The organism is Rhizobium sp. BR 249 (assembly GCF_047445895.1).
GTDB lineage: Bacteria > Pseudomonadota > Alphaproteobacteria > Rhizobiales > Rhizobiaceae > Rhizobium.
Genome location: NZ_JARWKX010000021.1, coordinates 1 through 15,647 on the forward strand (window position 1 = coordinate 1; position 15,647 = coordinate 15,647).

General features: G+C 62.4%; 17 protein-coding genes and 3 pseudogenes. 10 read left to right on the forward strand and 10 right to left on the reverse strand.

What is annotated here, in order from left to right; genetic code table 11:
- Positions 1-55 precede the first annotated feature (55 nt).
- A pseudogene (locus tag QD408_RS19215) lies at positions 56-314 on the forward strand (MFS transporter); the annotation flags it as partial.
- 203 nt (positions 315-517) lie between these two features.
- Here the strand turns inward: QD408_RS19215 and QD408_RS19220 are convergent.
- The 7 genes and pseudogenes from QD408_RS19220 to QD408_RS19250 form a co-directional block, all read right to left on the reverse strand.
- Positions 518-823 carry a Dabb family protein gene (locus QD408_RS19220; RefSeq protein ID WP_088682298.1) on the reverse strand — a complete coding sequence of 102 codons (306 nt, stop codon included), beginning with the start codon at positions 821-823 and terminating at the stop codon, positions 518-520.
- Between the two features lie 20 nt (positions 824-843).
- A pseudogene (locus tag QD408_RS19225) lies at positions 844-1,529 on the reverse strand (hypothetical protein).
- A gap of 73 nt (positions 1,530-1,602) precedes the next feature.
- Entirely contained in the window at positions 1,603-1,887 is a 285-nt protein-coding gene (locus tag QD408_RS19230; protein ID WP_210191795.1) for a hypothetical protein, read from the reverse strand.
- A 105-nt stretch (positions 1,888-1,992) separates the two neighbouring features.
- Positions 1,993-2,553 (reverse strand): TetR/AcrR family transcriptional regulator, encoded by a 561-nt coding sequence (locus tag QD408_RS19235; RefSeq protein ID WP_088682297.1) that lies wholly within the window; start codon positions 2,551-2,553, stop codon positions 1,993-1,995.
- 15 nt (positions 2,554-2,568) lie between these two features.
- Positions 2,569-3,030 carry a DUF1348 family protein gene (locus tag QD408_RS19240; RefSeq protein WP_414140395.1) on the reverse strand — a complete coding sequence of 154 codons (462 nt, stop codon included), beginning with the start codon at positions 3,028-3,030 and terminating at the stop codon, positions 2,569-2,571.
- Between the two features lie 79 nt (positions 3,031-3,109).
- The gene (locus QD408_RS19245) at positions 3,110-4,042 is read right to left on the reverse strand and encodes a pyridoxamine 5'-phosphate oxidase family protein (protein ID WP_414140396.1); all 933 of its coding nucleotides are present in this window, start codon (positions 4,040-4,042) and stop codon (positions 3,110-3,112) included.
- Positions 4,043-4,085: 43 nt separating this feature from the next.
- Positions 4,086-4,697, reverse strand: a complete 612-nt coding sequence (locus QD408_RS19250; protein WP_414140397.1) for a glutathione S-transferase family protein — start codon at positions 4,695-4,697, stop codon at positions 4,086-4,088.
- Positions 4,698-4,838: 141 nt separating this feature from the next.
- Here QD408_RS19250 and QD408_RS19255 point away from each other — a divergent pair, with 141 nt between their 5' ends.
- Positions 4,839-5,732: a LysR family transcriptional regulator gene (locus tag QD408_RS19255; RefSeq protein WP_414140398.1), complete on the forward strand. Its 894-nt coding sequence runs from the start codon at positions 4,839-4,841 to the stop codon at positions 5,730-5,732.
- A gap of 2 nt (positions 5,733-5,734) precedes the next feature.
- Here QD408_RS19255 and QD408_RS19260 read toward each other — a convergent pair whose 3' ends face one another.
- Together QD408_RS19260 and QD408_RS19265 are read right to left on the reverse strand one after the other, a co-directional pair.
- Positions 5,735-6,103, reverse strand: a complete 369-nt coding sequence (locus tag QD408_RS19260; protein WP_414140399.1) for a DUF983 domain-containing protein — start codon at positions 6,101-6,103, stop codon at positions 5,735-5,737.
- 175 nt (positions 6,104-6,278) lie between these two features.
- Positions 6,279-7,679, reverse strand: coding sequence for a PLP-dependent aminotransferase family protein (locus QD408_RS19265; protein WP_414140400.1), 1,401 nt, complete (start codon positions 7,677-7,679; stop codon positions 6,279-6,281).
- 205 nt (positions 7,680-7,884) lie between these two features.
- Between QD408_RS19265 and QD408_RS19270 the strand changes: the two genes are divergently transcribed.
- A complete protein-coding gene (locus QD408_RS19270) occupies positions 7,885-8,790 on the forward strand; it encodes a S1C family serine protease (protein WP_414140401.1) in 906 nt (301 codons plus the stop codon).
- A gap of 21 nt (positions 8,791-8,811) precedes the next feature.
- Here the strand turns inward: QD408_RS19270 and QD408_RS19275 are convergent, their stop codons facing one another.
- On the reverse strand, positions 8,812-9,816 hold the full coding sequence (locus QD408_RS19275) for a LacI family DNA-binding transcriptional regulator (RefSeq protein ID WP_414140402.1): 1,005 nt from the start codon (positions 9,814-9,816) through the stop codon (positions 8,812-8,814).
- 134 nt (positions 9,817-9,950) lie between these two features.
- Between QD408_RS19275 and QD408_RS19280 the strand changes: the two genes are divergently transcribed.
- The 7 genes and pseudogenes from QD408_RS19280 to QD408_RS19310 all read left to right on the forward strand — a co-directional run bounded on the left by QD408_RS19280 (position 9,951) and on the right by QD408_RS19310 (position 15,647).
- Positions 9,951-10,865, forward strand: coding sequence for a sugar phosphate isomerase/epimerase family protein (locus QD408_RS19280; protein ID WP_414140403.1), 915 nt, complete (start codon positions 9,951-9,953; stop codon positions 10,863-10,865).
- 32 nt (positions 10,866-10,897) lie between these two features.
- Positions 10,898-11,821: a TIM barrel protein gene (locus QD408_RS19285; protein WP_414140404.1), complete on the forward strand. Its 924-nt coding sequence runs from the start codon at positions 10,898-10,900 to the stop codon at positions 11,819-11,821.
- Positions 11,822-11,831: 10 nt separating this feature from the next.
- A complete protein-coding gene (locus QD408_RS19290) occupies positions 11,832-12,995 on the forward strand; it encodes a Gfo/Idh/MocA family protein (RefSeq protein WP_414140405.1) in 1,164 nt (387 codons plus the stop codon).
- 185 nt (positions 12,996-13,180) lie between these two features.
- Entirely contained in the window at positions 13,181-14,452 is a 1,272-nt protein-coding gene (otnK, locus tag QD408_RS19295) for a 3-oxo-tetronate kinase (protein ID WP_414140406.1), read from the forward strand.
- 116 nt (positions 14,453-14,568) lie between these two features.
- Positions 14,569-14,949 carry a VOC family protein gene (locus QD408_RS19300; protein ID WP_088682285.1) on the forward strand — a complete coding sequence of 127 codons (381 nt, stop codon included), beginning with the start codon at positions 14,569-14,571 and terminating at the stop codon, positions 14,947-14,949.
- A gap of 96 nt (positions 14,950-15,045) precedes the next feature.
- Positions 15,046-15,423, forward strand: a pseudogene (locus tag QD408_RS19305) (hypothetical protein).
- A 77-nt stretch (positions 15,424-15,500) separates the two neighbouring features.
- Positions 15,501-15,647 (forward strand): hypothetical protein, encoded by a 147-nt coding sequence (locus QD408_RS19310; RefSeq protein ID WP_190237432.1) that lies wholly within the window; start codon positions 15,501-15,503, stop codon positions 15,645-15,647.

Genomic DNA, 15,647 nt, shown 5'->3' on the forward strand with positions numbered 1-15,647 from the left:
CAACCCTGCTCCCGGCGCTGGACAGCTTTGAAGACAACATCGCCCAAACATTCGAATCCCCCTCGCTACGCCGTCCCCAAAAGCGGCGTCGATGCCTGATGACAAAACAGCCTTGACTAAGGCAATGCGATTAGACAACCTTGCCAATGCCATCGCGCCTGTCATCTTCACCGCCATCCTCGACCGGTGCCGGCACCGGCCCGGCGCTCTTTGCCTGCGCCGTTCTCGCAGCCTTGGCGCTGATCTTCGTGCTCATGCTGATGGCGCTGGTGCGCGGCGCCCGCGCAGCGGAGCCGAGCCCGGTCGTTTCGTGAGACCTCGCCGAGGCAGAACGGGATAGATCTCCAAACGACCGGCCATCTTTGGCGAATCTTTTGAATCGCTTGCCGCCACTTTTTCGAAGTTCAATTCGATGGCTCAGAAATCGAGTCACCTTTGGCAGGATCTGAATCCGGAAATCCTGTCATCTATCTGAATTTCAATGGAATAATCTAAGACCCCATCAGGGTTTGCAGAATCAGAGCGCCCGCTTCACCGCAGCGCTGCTGTCATAATCGGCTGCGATGCGCTTTTCCCGGAGCGGCCGCACCCGCTCGATCGAGAGCTGGTAATCCGGATGCGCCTTATAGGCGGCAAGCGCCGCCTCATCGTCGAATTCGCCGTAAACCACCAGATCGATCTCCGTGCCCAGTTGATCGGTCTTCACATTGGTGCCGATCTCCAGCAGCCGCGCATACGGAATGCCGGTCAGTATGGAAAGCCCGGCCCTGACCTCCTCCAGATGTTCCTCCGGCACGGTGAAGAAGACGATGTGGCGGATCACGCGGAAGCTCCTGTCAGATTTCAGAGGGTCAGCCGCGCGATAACACGCAAGCCCCTGGCCTTCAACCGCGCAAGCGGCCGGATGCGGCATCCGGACGTATCGCCGCATCGAAGGCGACGGCATAGGCCGCAAGCTTCTCGGCCCGATCCATGCCATTGACGATCCGGCGCGCGTTCACCCAATCCTCGGTCGTCGCATTCAGATGATCTTCGAGCTTGTGGCCGGTGAAGCTGCCTTGCAGCATGCCCTCGATCAGGATCATGACCGCCACGTCCATCTCCATCGCCCGGTCGGGATCAGCAACGAGATCGATACCCGTCAGCACACTCATCGCCTCGTAGTTCCGCTTGTGGGTGAGCTGCACGAGCCCGCGCCCGAGCCAGCTGCGGCCATCCTCATCCGGCCGCCAGTAGGGCATCTTCACCCAGGAGAGCCGGCCTGCGGCAAAGGCCGTCTCCAGGATTTCGACCGCGCGCACATCGCTTTCAGCCAGCGTCTCACGCACCGGCTGCATCGTATAGGCGGTCTCGTGATAAGCGGTTGCCAGGATGTAGGCGAGCCAACGACGGTCCGCATGCGCAAAGCGCTGTTCCCAAGCGTCGAGAATCGCGGTCGCGCCCACTACCTGAGGCTGAGTCATTGCACCCTCGAAGAGCGCTTCCTGCACCACATCAAAAAAGAATGTCCGATCCATGTGAACAACCATTCCGCGCTCCTCGGAAAATAACGTGGTTAAAACCGTCTTAATCGATTAAAATCAACTTAATCGTTTAAAGTGTTTAAGCCACTGATTTACACACCATTTGTCTTGTGCAATGCATCTGCCTGCCCTGAAGCCTTGACCCCGAAAGAGGAGACTTCCGATGCAGATGCCCGCCAATACCCAAACCACCATTCCCCAGCATGTGGTCGACCAGATGGAAAATGAGTGGCGCCAGATTCGCCTTGAACGGGAAAATCCCCGTCCGGCCCAGCAGCCTCAGCAACAGCGCTGAGAGATACCACAAAGCCTTGCCGATGTAAGGCAACCCTTGATCGGCCGCGTGTCCGCCTTCGCGGTTCATCCCCTCTCCAATTCGTGCGCCGCCAACGCCCGACAAATGCCCGGCCAGTTCCTCGCTGCCGGGTATTTTATTGAATAAGCCGGGCCGCGCCTGATTGATAGCGGCTCATCGCGCCGCCGCGTCAAGCCGTTTTGCCAGCGTTTCGAGCGCCCGAGTGAAAACCGCTTTGTCGTTCAAGGCGCGCGACAGGACCAGCGCTCCCTGGATGCCGGCCACGCTTTCCTCGGCAAGCGCGAGCGCCTCCTCCTCGGGATAGCCTGCCCGCACCAGCGCCGAGCGCAATGCGCCGATCCAGCGGATGAAATAGCCGCCGATCGCTGCCGAAAACCGTTCCCGTGTCTCGTCAAGCGCGAAGGCCCCGACGAGGCAGATGCGGCCGCCGGAGCGGAAATAGTCGTTCACATTCGTCCACATCGCCGCGATGGCCTCACCGGCGTCGTCATGTCTCAACGGCCGATAGACGGCATGCTCGAACCAGGCATCGACCTCGGCGATGACGGCGCCTGCCATCTCCTCCTTGCCGCCGGGAAAGAAGTGATAGAGGCTGCCCTTGCCGATGCCGGTGCGCTCGGTGATCCGGCTGAGCGAGGCGCCCTCATAGCCAAGCTCGCGGAAGATTTCCGCCAGGAGGGGGACGATGTCGGCGCGTTCATAGACGGTCTTCACCGCTGGACTTCCCGTTCAAAGTCCGAGTTCTGTCAGACCGGGATGGCCATCCGGTCGCCGGCCGAGCGGCCAATGGTATTTGCGCTCCGATTCGCGGATCGGCAGATCGTTGATCGAGGCGAAGCGGCGCTGCATCAGGCCAGCGGCATCGAATTCCCAGTTCTCGTTGCCGTAGGAGCGGAACCAGTTGCCGCTGTCGTCGCGCCATTCATAGGCGAAACGCACGGCGATGCGATTGTCGGTGAAGGCCCAGATCTCCTTGATCAGCCGGTAATCCAGCTCCTTCGCCCATTTGCGGCTGAGGAAAGCAACGATTTCGGCGCGGCCGGTGACGAATTCGGCGCGGTTCCGCCAGCGACTATCCGGCGTATAGACGAGCGAGACGCGCTCGGGATTGCGGCTGTTCCAGCCGTCTTCGGCAAGACGGACTTTCTGGGTGGCGGTCTCCAAGGTGAAAGGCGGGACGAGGCTGGACATGAGATCTCCTGTACTGATCAGACTTTACTTTACCGATCAGTACAGTCATTGACAAGCTGGTTTGGCGTATTGTCCGGCTTCAGAGGTCGGGACCTGGGCGCCAACGCAGCGGCAGAGCATCCTGGCGAAAAACGATGTGTTCCGGCGTGAAACGCCACAGCCTTTCCGCCCGTTGAAAGCTTGCCATTTCGGGCGAAGAGAGCAGCACCTCTACCCTCCCCGTCATCTGCAGCAGATCGCCGGTTTCGAAATCGACGAAGACCAGCCCAGCCTTCGGGTTGACCAGGAAATTGCCGAGCGTGTTGAAGAACCGATTGCCGGGAAAATCCGGAACGGTGAGCACCCCATCGGCGCCGACGCGCACGAAGCCGGCATGGCCGCCGCGATGGGACACGTCCACCTGCCGCTCGCCATTGTCGCGATCGACAAAGGAGGCGACGAAAAACGTATCGGCGCCCTCGATGATCCGCCGCGCCCGATCGTCGAGTTGATCGGAGTGAGCAGGCCTCACCGCCGTCAGGACATCGGGATCTCGAACGAAAGCAGCAGAACGAAGCTGGATATATTGCGGACAATTGCCGAAGCTCTGGCCGACACCCACCTGAAAGGCGTCAGCACCTGCCCTGCGGATCACGCCGTTCAGCCGGTTGCGCCGGCGGGTCTCCAGCTGGATTCCAAGCATCGCGATCGCGTTGCCATCTTCCATACCGGCATCGGCAGGATCGGCCGGGTCGCGCGGCAGGCTGATATCAAGAACCGCCGGGTCCGGCGAGGACATGAAGCCCGGCTGCCCAGACCGCACAGTTGCCCAGACATCTCTCCTGGTATCGACCGCGCCGAGCACGATGAAGGGCAGCATCGGAAAGAAGGCACGGTGCTGCTCCGGCATCGCCCGGCGGACGAAATTCCGCCCGGGCCCGTCCATGCGTTCGACGACGCCGACACTGCGCTGCATGGCGAGTTCACCCTCGTGCCAGGGCGATGCGGCGTCTTGTTTTGGCTGCTCCAGCATAGCGACTCTCCTTCAGCTCCACTTCGGAAACCGGGACGATCCCTCAAGCGGCAAGACCGATCCTGGTCTTGCGAAAACCGACGAAACCCGGCAGCGCCTCGATGCGCGCAAGCCATGCCCGGACGCTCGGATAGGGAGAGGTATCGACATTACCCTCCGGTGCATTGGCGATGTAGCTGTAAAGCGCGATGTCGGCGATCGTGGGCTTGGCGCCGAGCAGGAAGTCGCGGTCCTGCAATTCTGCCTCGACCAGTGCGAGGATGCGGTGCGCCCGGGCGATCACCTCCTCGGTGCGGAAATCAGCGCCGAAGACGGTAACAAGGCGGGCAGCGCAAGGTCCGTAGGCGATTTCGCCCGCGGCAACCGAGAGCCATTTCTGTATCCGTGCCGCCGCAACGGCATCCTCCGGCAGCCAGTCGGTGCGGCCATATTTGCGCGCGAGATAGACGAGGATGGCGGAGGAATCGGCAATGACCGTGCCGTCGTCATCGAGAACCGGCACCTGGCCGAAGGGGTTGAGCTCGAGAAACTCCGGAGCCTTATGGCCGCCTGCCGCCAAATCGACCTCGATCAATTCATAGGACACGCCGAGCAGCGACAGGAACAGGTGAGCCCGATGCGAATGGCCGGACAGCGGGTGATGGTAAAGTTTCATGGCGGTTCCTCTGGGCTTCTGATGGAGGCTAGGCTTGCGGCGATGGCCGCTCGACCATCCGAGAGGTAATTTACGGCCTTCCATCCAGACGCAGTAGAATGCTAATTTGGAAAGCGTTCTCTCAATTTATGGAAGGCTGGAATGGACCGTCTCGACGCCATGAGCGTGCTTCTCGCCGTCGTCGAACAGGGCAGCCTGTCGGCCGCCTCACGGCATCTGCGTTCACCGCTGGCCACCGTCAGCCGCAAGGTTTCGGAACTGGAAGCTCATCTCAATGCCCGGCTGCTGCAAAGGACCAACCGAAGGGTCGCGCTGACGGAAGCCGGCCGCGCCTACGTGGAGGCGGCGCGCGAGATTCTCGGCCGGGTGGAGGAAGCGGAGCGGACGGCCGCCGGTGAATACAGTGCGCCCAAGGGCGAACTGACGATGACCGCGCCGATCGTCTTCGGGCGGCTGCACGTCCTGCCGGTCGTGGTGGATTTCCTGAAGGCCTATCCCGAGATCAATCTGCAACTGATGCTTGGCGACCGGCTATCGAACCTCGTCGAGGATCATATCGATCTGGCGCTGAGGATCGGCCACCTGCCGGACAGCAATCTGATCGCCACGAGGCTCGGCGCCATCCGCCGCACCGTCTATGCCAGCCCGGATTACCTTGCGCAGCACACGGCGCCCCGGCATCCGAGCGATCTCTCCACGCATGACTGCATCACCTTCGAGGGCATGGCCTCGACGCGAAGCTGGACATTCATCGACGGGAAACACGATCTCGCCGTGCCGATCCGCTCACGGCTTGCCGTCAATACAGCCGAAGCCGCGGTCGATGCCGCCGTCGCCGGTCTCGGCATCACGCGCGTTCTCTCCTACCAGGCCGCTCGCGCCGAAACGGCGGGCCTGCTGGTGCCGCTGCTTGCCGATTTCGAGCCGCAGCCGGCGCCGGTGCAGCTCGTCTACCCCTCGCAGGGTCTGGTCCCCTTGAAATTGCGCGCGCTCATCGATTTCGCAACACCGCGCCTGCGCGCAACGCTGAAGTAGGCTCAGGCGAGCTTGCCCTCTTCCGCCTTGTAGAAATACTGGCTGGCGACCAGCCAACCCTTGAGCGGCCTGAGCGGCGGAATGCAAGTCGCGAGCATGAAGGGGCCGGTGAACAGAAACTGCGCCCAGATCGGCGCGGAAAAGGCCACCTCCAGCCAGACGCCGAGCAGCACGCTCGGAATGCAGGCAAAGCAGATGACGAAGAAGGCCGGACCGTCGGCCGGATCGGCGAAGGAATAATCGAGGCCGCAGACCTCGCATTCCGGCCGCAGCGTCAGGAAGCCCTTGAACATGTGACCTTGGCCGCAGCGCGGGCAGCGCCCTCTGATACCGGCCTGCATCGGAGGAAGTGGGGGATATTCGGTGTCCATGATGTTCTCGCTTTCAGATCCTCAGGCATTGATGCAATCAATGCTACAAATGTATGCATTCAATATGGTTACATTAAGTCGATATCGCCAATCAATTCGTCAGAATGACGCAGATCCACAGCCGCAGCATGGAAACCGCGCCTGCCGTAAGTGATGATGTCCGTGGGCTTGCTCGTCAGAAGAACGAGGCCGCCATCTCCGGCGGGCCTTCGAGCGCGTGGGCCATGAATTCCAGCGCGCCCTGCAATTTCTCCCGCGTGATCGGGCCGCCGAGGCAGACCCGCACAGCTTCCGGGGCAGCGCCTTCGACCGTAAAGGCGTCGCTTGCCACGACGCCGATACCGGAAGAGTGCATGTGGCTGAATGTGGAGCGGGTCCAGCCGCTCGATAACGGCAGCCAGATGTTGAAGCTCAGCGGATCGGCGCGGTAGCTGCCGGCCGGCAGGATTTCAGCGGCCATCCTCTGGCGGGCGGCAGCCTCGGCGCGGATGAACCTCAGGATCGCATCAGCCGTACCGTCCTCGATCCAGCGAGTGACGAGCGCGACGTTCAGCGGCGAGGCCATCACATTGCTGGCGCGCATGGCGCTGACGAAGGGCCACACGGCCTTGGTATCCGGCGCCACGACATAGGCAAGGCGCAGGCCCGCGCCGATACATTTCGCCAGTCCGCCGATATGCCAGGTCAGATCAGGCGCCGTTGCCGCAAGCGGCGGCGGACCTTCCACCGGGATGAAGCCATAGGCATCGTCCTCGACGATCGGCACCTGATATTTGCGGGCAACGGCTGAGATTTCCTCGCGGCGCGCGGCAGGGATCGTCAGTGTCGTCGGGTTCTGCAGCGTCGGATTGAGATAGAGCGCCTTCGGCTTCAATCTCTCGCAGGCTCCGGCAAAGGCATCCGGCAGGATACCGTCTCCGTCCATCGGCAGGCCGGCGATATTGAGCCGCAACTGGGCGGCGATCGAGCGCATGCCGGGATAGGTGATGTTTTCCGAAACTACGGTCTCGCCGGGCTTTGCAAGGAGGCCGAAGATCGCAAGCAGCGCCGGATGGGCGCCCGGCGTGACGAAGATCCGCTCCGGCGAAGGTTTGAGCCCGCGACGGCCGAGCCAGGCGGCAGCGGCTTCCTTATCCATGCCAGAGCCGCCGAAACCCTGGTAGCGCAGAAGCGGAACGAGGTTTGCCGCCACCGCTGACATGCCGTCCCGCATGCGCCCGATCAGCTCCGGGTCATCCGGTTCCGGCGGCAGGTTCATCGAGAAATCGACGACGGATGCGCGGCGGGGATCGGGCGCGGCATCAAGCGCGAAACCTCGGCCTTCCCTGTCCGCGCCACCGGTGACGAAGGTGCCGCGGCCAACGTGGGAATCGACGAGGCCACGCTTTTGCGCCTCGACATAACCTCTTGCCACGGTGGTGAAGTCGACATTCAGCCGCTTGGCGAGTTCGCGTTGCGGCGGCAGCCGGTCTCCCGCCACCAGATGCCCGCTGCGCAGATCCATTTCGATCAGATCGGCAATCGCCATGTAGCGGGGGCTGCTGCTGCGGCTGAGATCGGGATGCCAGTCCTTCATTTCGTGAGCCCTGTCGCTATCGCTTTCCGATAAGATTGACTGTATATTGTTGCACTTGCCTCCTGTCATCAAAAATGTGGCGCCACGGGCCGTTGCGGAAAATCCGTTCGCCAAGCCTTGCCTCCATCCATCCATCTCCTTACCTATTCAAGGTGGGATGCGTCCGGGTCAGCCTTCCGCGCCGGCGCCCCATTGGGATGAAAGCATGAATATCGATCCGATCTTGCGGTCCGTGGTGGCCGTGCGCTCCTCAATTCCGGAAGATGCCTACACCGCAGAAACGCTGGGCACCGTCCGGGAAGGCAGCGGCGTGGTCATCCGCGACAACGGGCTGGTGCTGACCATCGGTTATCTCATCACCGAGGCCGATGAGGTGTGGCTGACCACCCGTGACGGGCGCGTGGTTCCCGCCCATCCCCTTGCCTATGATCAGGAAAGCGGCTTCGGCCTGGTGCAGGCGCTCGGCGCGCTCAGCGCTCCGGCGGTGCTTTTCGGCGATGCGGCCGCAGCCAAGCCGGGCGATCCCGTCGTGCTCGTCGACGGAATGGGCGAATTCGTCGAGGCAAATATCGTCGCCAGGCAGGAATTCGCCGGTTACTGGGAATATCTGCTTGATGAGGCGATCTTCACCGCACCGGCCCATCCAGCGTGGGGAGGCGCGGCGCTGATCGGCTCGGACGGCAAGCTCCTCGGCATCGGCTCGCTGCGGCTGCAGATGAGCGATGGCGCCGAGACCGCCGATATCAACATGGCCGTACCGATCGACCTGCTCACGCCGATCCTCGACGATCTCTTGAATCGCGGCCAGGTCAACAAGCCGCCGCGGCCGTGGCTCGGCGCATTCTCCGCCGAAAGCAATGGCGGCGTGGTGGTCATGAGCGTCGCCGAAGGCGGTCCCGCCGCCCAGGCAGGCCTGCGCCAGGGCGATATCATATCCGAGATCCGGGATGAAGAGGTCGACGGGCTGGCCGATTTTTATCGCAAAGTGTGGAGCAGCGGTCCCGCCGGCGCCGAAATTCCCTTGCGGATTTTGCGGAACGGCCGGGAAGCATGGCTGCGCATCAAGTCCGCCGACCGTAACAGCTTTCTCAGGAAGCCGCAGTTGCAATAGGGCCGCGCGGGCTATCCCGCCTCAAAGATTTTCCGACGTGATCGTCAGGAAGCGCACAGGTTCGGCGCTCACCTCGACATCAATGAGCCCCAGCCTGTTCAGCGCAAGATCTATCGATCGCCTCGCCTGAACCTCCGGCGCCTGGTCGAGCACGATCGACATGATGCCGCGCCGCAGGTAGCTCTGCGTCTCTCCCGTCAGTTCATGGCCCACCCAGAAGGGCCGCCCTGCCCCGCCTTCCTCGAGCACCCTGGCGACACCCTTGTTGTCGCCGCCGGCGCTGTAGACGCCGATGATGCCGGGCTCCCGGCGGAATGCCGAACGCAGCAGTTCCATGGCATTGTGCTCGTCGTCGAGGTCGAACATGACCTCGGTGAAACGGTGTTCGTCCGAACCTCTGTCCGCGAGATAGGCGGAAAAGCCGCGTATCCGCTCCTTGTGGTTCTCGTAGGCTCCGCTGTGACAGAGAGCGACGAAGGAACCGGAGCGTTTGGCCAGCATGCCCGACATGTAATGGGCTGCCGTGCGGCCGGCGGCATAGTTGTCGATGCCGACATAGGGCAGTTCCGGAGCCGGGCGGGTCATGATCTGGACGACGGGAATGCCGAGGTCCGCGGCCTTGCGCACGCTGGTGACGACATCGGCATGATCAGGCGCAACCACGATCAGCGCCGACCGTCGCGCCGTCGGATTGGCGATGTAACGCGCAAACTCAGCCGGCTCGTTCTCGCGAATGAAGGTGCGGTGAACGACGATGCTGTCGTCGAGCGAGGCGGCGATGCGTTCGAAGGCCCGGTTCAGCCGCGAATAGAAGTTGGTTTCCGGGCGAACGAGGATCACCTCGATCCGGATCAGGCCGCGATGGGCGACCTGCAGGCTCTGCCGGTATTCGAGCCGTCTCGCCGCGAGAACCACCTTTTCCACGGTCTCCGGCAGCACGCCGCCGCGATTGTTGAGGACGCGCTCCACCGTCGCGGTGCCGACCCCGGCCTCCCGGGCCACATCCTTCAAAGTCACCTTCGTCACGAGGCTTTCTCACTGCCAAACCCGAAATAGCAGAGCATCCGTTGCCCGCGCGGTCAATGATCAAATTTGATCATCGAAGCATTGGAATGCGGAGGCGCCCGGACATTATCGTGCCTGACATCAGGAGGAGCCCCATGAAGATCGCACTCGACCCCCATATGCACCGTCACCTCAACCTGCGCGACCTCTGCCGCAAGGCGGCCGAGCTTGGCTACGACCACATCGAGCTTTCGCCGCGCAATGATTTTCTGCCCTGGTGGGTGCGTCCGCGAGCCCACAAGGAACGCATCGCCGAGTTCAAGGCGGCGCTGAAAGAGCATGGCGTGCAACTTGCCTCGCTTCTGCCGATGTATCGCTGGGCAAGCCCGCATGAAGACGAACGGCAGGCAGCCGTCCGCTATTGGAAGGAAGCTATCGAGATCGCGGCGGAGATGGGGTGCGATACGATGAATTCCGAGTTCGGCCGCGGCCCGTCGCCCGATCGCAGCCACCGTTCAAATTGTTGCGGCGGCATGCACACGCATGAGCATAGCGAGGCGGCCTGGTGGCGTTCGATGGAAGAGCTCGTTCCCGTCTTCGAGCGCGAGGGCGTAACACTCAACATGGAGCCGCATCCGGAAGACTGGTGCGAAACGCTGCATCCGGCGATCGACATGCTGAAGACCATCGGTTCGAAGAATGTCAAATTCCTCTACTGCGCGCCGCACACCTTCTATTTCGGTGACGACATGGCCCGGATGATCCGCGATGCCGGCCCGTTGATCGCGCATGTGCATGTGGCCGATACCTATAATCACAAGAAATCGTCGGGCTTGCGCTACATCATCAACCCGCCGGGCGTGAAGGTCACGATCCATCAGCACATGGACATGTACCAGGGCGAGATCAACTGGGATGTCTTCTTCTCCTCGCTGGCCGAGGTCGGATTCGACGGCATCATCACCGCCTGCGTCTTCGGCTGGGAGGACCGCGCCGACGGATCCGGCCGCTTCATGCGCTCCGAAATCCAGAAATATGTCGACAAATATTGGCCCGGCAAAGTCGGCTGACTGTCGCTATCACCATTATCAGGAACAAGACCGTGACCATCACGATTACGACAGCCCCTTGCTGCTGGGGCGTTGATGACGTCAACAATCCCAACCTTCCCGCCTGGCAGCGCGTCTTCGACGAAGCGGCCGCCGCCGGCTATGGCGGCCTCGAACTCGGCCCATACGGCTACGTGCCCCTCGACGATGCGCTCGTCGCGAAGGCTCTGGCCGACCGCAATCTCTTCATCGTCGCCGGCACGATCTTCGACGATCTCGTCTCTCCTGAGAACCGGGAGAACTTGCTGCGGCAGACGGACGAAATCTGCGCCGTCATCACCCGGCTGCCGCAGCCGGCGCAGGCGGCGGGCCAGCGCTTCAGGACGCCCTATCTCACCGTCATGGACTGGGGTCATGACGAGCGGGATTACGCCGCAGGCCATTCCGATCGCGCGCCGCGGCTCTCCGACGACGCCTGGGCCGGGATGATCGCCAACATCAAGGCGATCGCCGAACTTGCCGCAGACAAATACGGCGTGCGCGCCGTCATTCATCCGCATGCGGGCGGCTATATCGAATTCGCCGATGAGATCGAGCGGGTGGCAGACGATATTCCGAGCGAGATTGCCGGCTTCTGCCTCGACACCGGCCATACCTATTATGCCGGCATGGACCCAGTCGATACACTTCGGCGCTATGCCGACAGGCTCGATTACGTCCACTTCAAGGATATCGACCAGGCCGTTTTCGACCGCGTGCTCGGCGAGAGAATCCGCTTCTTCGAGGCTTGCGGACAAGGCGTGATGTGCCCGATCGGCCGCGGCGTCATCGATTATCCCGCGGTCAAGCGAGTGCTGGAGGAGATCGGCTATCACGGTTTCATCACCGTCGAGCAGGAGCGCGATCCACGAAACGTCGCGGGCAGCCTCGAAGATGTGAAGCAGAGCCGCGACTATCTCAGCTCGGTTGGTTTCTAGGAAAAATGACATGAACGACAACAGCAGAAAGCCGATCCGCTGGGGCATGGTCGGCGGCGGCAAAGGCAGCCAGATCGGCTACATCCATCGCTCGGCCGCCCTTCGCGACAATGTCTTTGCCCTTGCTGCGGGCGCTTTCGACATCGATCCGGAGCGCGGCCGCGCCTTCGGCGTCGATCTCGGGCTCGATGAAGCCAGGAGCTACCGGGATTATGCAACGATGTTTGCGGCCGAAGCCGAGCGACCGGACGGTATCGATGCCGTCTCGATCGCAACGCCCAACAATACGCATTTTGCAATCTGCAAGGCCGCGCTCGAACACGACCTGCATGTGATCTGCGAAAAGCCGCTCTGCTTCACCGTCAGCGAGGCCGAAGAACTGAAGGCACTTTCCCTGGCAAGGGGCCGGATCGTCGGCGTGACCTATGGCTATGCCGGCCACCAGATGATCGAGCAGGCGCGGGCGATGGTCGCCAAGGGCGATCTTGGCGAGATCCGCATCGTCAACCTGCAATTCGCCCATGGCTTCCACAGCGCCGCGGTGGAGGAAGAGAACCCCTCGACGCGCTGGCGCGTCGATCCCAAATTCGCCGGCCCGAGCTATGTCCTCGGCGACATCGGAACCCATCCGCTCTACATCGCCAAGGTCATTCTTCCCCATCTCAAGATCAGGCGCCTGCTCTGCAGCCGCCAGAGCTTCGTCAAGAGCCGCGCGCCGCTGGAAGACAATGCGGTGACCCTGATGGAATATGACAACGGCGCCATCGCCACCGTCTGGTCGAGCGCCGTCAACGCCGGCTCCATGCACGGCCAGAAGGTCCGCATCGTCGGCTCGAAGGCCAGCATCGAATGGTGGGACGAGCGGCCGAACCAGCTCTCCTACGAGATCCAGGGGGAACCCGCTCGCATTCTCGAGCGCGGCATGGATTATCTCTATCCCGAGGCCAGGATCGACGATCGCATCGGCGGCGGCCATCCCGAGGGTCTTTTCGAAGCCTGGGCGAACCTCTATCGCCGCTTCGGCTTTGCCATCAACAAAGAGCGCGGCCTTGCGCCCGCCGGTATCGAAGACCTCGTCTTTCCCGATGTCGATGCCGGATTGGAAGGGGTGCGCTGGGTCGAAAACTGCGTGCGTTCCGCCGATGCCGGCGGAGTCTGGCTGGACTATCGCTAATCCCGGCAGCGGGCACCGAGGCAACCGAGTCCGCCGTCGAATGGATTCGCATCGCGCCCGCCCAAAATCACGTGACAGCGTCGCTCGCCTTATCATAACTAAAGCTCTGCCGGTCGGGGCCGACTCGCACCGGAATGTCGGCTTTGCCGGCATCGATGTGTTTTGCCTGCCGGAGCTTTCCTGATATGCTGCTTGGAGCCATAGCCGATGATTTCACCGGCGCCAGCGATCTTGCCAACGCTCTTGCTCGAGGCGGCATGTCGACCACGCAGTTCGTCGGCGCCGGCCGCGGCAAGACGGATTGCGAGGCCGGCGTCATCGCGCTGAAGACGCGCTCGGCGCCGGTCGACGATGCGGTGCGCCAGTCGCTGGAGGCAGCGCGCTGGCTGCTCGACCAGGGTTGCGAACAGATCCTCTTCCAATATTCCTCGACCTTCGATTCAACGCAGGCCGGCAATATCGGGCCCGTGACCGAAGCGCTGCTGCGCCTCACCAACGCCGGTGTCACCGTCGTCTGCCCTGCCTTTCCGGCGATGGGCCGGCGGCTCTTCATGGGGCATCTCTTCGTCGGCGACCGGCTGCTCAGCGAATGCGGCATGCAGGACCATCCGCTGACGCCGATGACCGATCCCGACATCCGCCGCTGGCTGCGGCAGCAGACGCGGGGCGAAATCGGCGGGATCACGCTCGACGTCGTTCGCTCGGGTACGGCAGCCTTGCGCAACAGCCTGCGCGCCGAGTTGACGGCCGGTCATCGCCTCGTCGTCGTCGATGCCATCGAGGACAGCGACCTCGCGGCAATCGCCGCAGCGATCGCAGACCACAAGCTCGTCACCGGCGGCCTCGGAATCGCGCAGGGACTGCCGCAGAATTTCCGCGAGCAGGGCAAACTCTCCGGCACGGCCGCCGCGGTGCCTCTAGTGGACGGGCCCGGCGTCGTGCTCTGCGGCTCCTGCTCGACGGCCTCGCAGAACCAGGTCGCCTGCCATCTGCAGAACCATCCCGGTCTTGCGATCGATCCTGCCGTGCTGATGCGCGGCTCGATGTCGGTGGAGCGCGCCGCGCGCTGGGTGGAGTTGAATGCCGCCGAAAATCCGATCGTTTATTCCACAGCCGCTCCCGAAGTGGTGGATTTCGTGCAGCAGCGCTTCGGACAGGCGGATGTGGGCAAAAAGATCGAAGCCTTCTTCGGTGGGCTGGCGCGACGGCTCGCCGATGCCGGCATACGGCAGATCGTTGTCGGCGGCAGCGAAACCTCTATCGCCGTGGTGGACGCGCTCGGCCTCAAAAGCATGACGGTCGGGCCGGAGATCGATCCCGGCCTGCCGGTTCTCATCGCCGACCGCTCCGGGCCGCTCGGGCTTGCGCTGAAGAGCGGCAATCTCGGCACGCCCGATTTCTTCATCCGGGCGCTGGACAGAATCGCCGGCCTCGAACGCCATTTCGCCGTGCTCTGAGAGGTGTGCTTCTTCGTTGACCTGAGACAGCCGTTGAAAGAGGCTGGCGTCGCGCCATCTCCTGGGGATGGGCCATCCATTTCAGGCATGAACCGACGAAGAGGAGTTCGCAATCCATGTTCGATCACGTCTCGATCGGCGTAAAAGATCTCGACAGAGCCCGTCATTTCTATGACGCGGCGCTCAGGCCGCTCGGATACGAGCGCCTCTCCAATTCCGACGGCATGATCGGCTATGGGCTGGAAAGCGTCGGGCTGTGGGTGATGCAGGTCGAGCACCCCGTTGTCGCCGACATGCGGTCCGGACTGCATTTCTGCTTCGTCGCCCCTGATGAAGCCGCAGTCGACGCCTTCCATGCGGCCGCCGTCACCTCCGGCGGCACGGATAATGGCGAGCCGGGCATCCGGCCGGATTACGGGCGCTTCTATTACGCCGCCTTCGTCATCGATCCGGACGGCTACCGTCTCGAAGCCTATTTCCACAAGGGCGAACTGTAAAAAGTCGTTAAAGCGCGTCGCAACCACCCTGCTTACGGCTGCCGGCCCCGGAAAGCGTTGGCAAAAATCCCGTTGTGTTGCAGGGAGGAAAAGCGCATGATCCGGCCTTCGGCAGCTATCGCACGGGCGCTGCCGACTGAGGGTTTGATACCCTAACCCCGACGAAAGGAGGACCCGATGTCTTCCACTTCCGAAAAACCATATCTTACGTCATCCGATCTCGACATGCTTCAGTCCGTGCTCGACGATGCCGGCTACCAGGCGAAGATCCTGATCGATGACGAAAAGTGCCCCAACGTGGCGGCGATGCTGCTGGTCAAGCTCTTCCAGGAGGGCGTAAGGTCTCCAGCCATGCTTTCCCTGGCGCTCGAACATCATTTCGGCAAACTGAAGACGCCGCCGAAAGCGGTAACGCCGGTTTACGACCGATATGCAATACAGGGATTGCCCCGCGAAAGGCGCGCCGCCAGCTAGGAGGTGAGCGCTCAGAAACCCGTGGGTGATCACGGCGCAGACCGCAGAAACTTCGTCTGAACAGAGGAGATCGATCCATGGCAAAGGGACAGCTGAGAAGCAATCGCGAGGCTCGCAAACCGAAGAAGGACAAGCTGGCGCCGAAGACGGCAGGGACATTCGCAGCCCAGATGAAGACAGCGGCCCAAACCGCTCCGCAGGGAAGCAGCGCGCCCAAGAAATAA

Coding starts and splice junctions, on each gene's coding strand:
- QD408_RS19230 (WP_210191795.1), bottom strand. CDS start 1,887: ATGAACCGCGAAGGCGGACACGCGGCCGATCAAGGGTTGCCTTACATC.
- QD408_RS19240 (WP_414140395.1), bottom strand. CDS start 3,030: ATGTCCAGCCTCGTCCCGCCTTTCACCTTGGAGACCGCCACCCAGAAA.
- QD408_RS19245 (WP_414140396.1), bottom strand. CDS start 4,042: ATGCTGGAGCAGCCAAAACAAGACGCCGCATCGCCCTGGCACGAGGGT.
- QD408_RS19250 (WP_414140397.1), bottom strand. CDS start 4,697: ATGAAACTTTACCATCACCCGCTGTCCGGCCATTCGCATCGGGCTCAC.
- QD408_RS19255 (WP_414140398.1), top strand. CDS start 4,839: ATGGACCGTCTCGACGCCATGAGCGTGCTTCTCGCCGTCGTCGAACAG.
- QD408_RS19260 (WP_414140399.1), bottom strand. CDS start 6,103: ATGGACACCGAATATCCCCCACTTCCTCCGATGCAGGCCGGTATCAGA.
- QD408_RS19265 (WP_414140400.1), bottom strand. CDS start 7,679: ATGAAGGACTGGCATCCCGATCTCAGCCGCAGCAGCAGCCCCCGCTAC.
- QD408_RS19270 (WP_414140401.1), top strand. CDS start 7,885: ATGAATATCGATCCGATCTTGCGGTCCGTGGTGGCCGTGCGCTCCTCA.
- QD408_RS19280 (WP_414140403.1), top strand. CDS start 9,951: ATGAAGATCGCACTCGACCCCCATATGCACCGTCACCTCAACCTGCGC.
- QD408_RS19290 (WP_414140405.1), top strand. CDS start 11,832: ATGAACGACAACAGCAGAAAGCCGATCCGCTGGGGCATGGTCGGCGGC.
- otnK (WP_414140406.1), top strand. CDS start 13,181: ATGCTGCTTGGAGCCATAGCCGATGATTTCACCGGCGCCAGCGATCTT.
- QD408_RS19300 (WP_088682285.1), top strand. CDS start 14,569: ATGTTCGATCACGTCTCGATCGGCGTAAAAGATCTCGACAGAGCCCGT.
- QD408_RS19310 (WP_190237432.1), top strand. CDS start 15,501: ATGGCAAAGGGACAGCTGAGAAGCAATCGCGAGGCTCGCAAACCGAAG.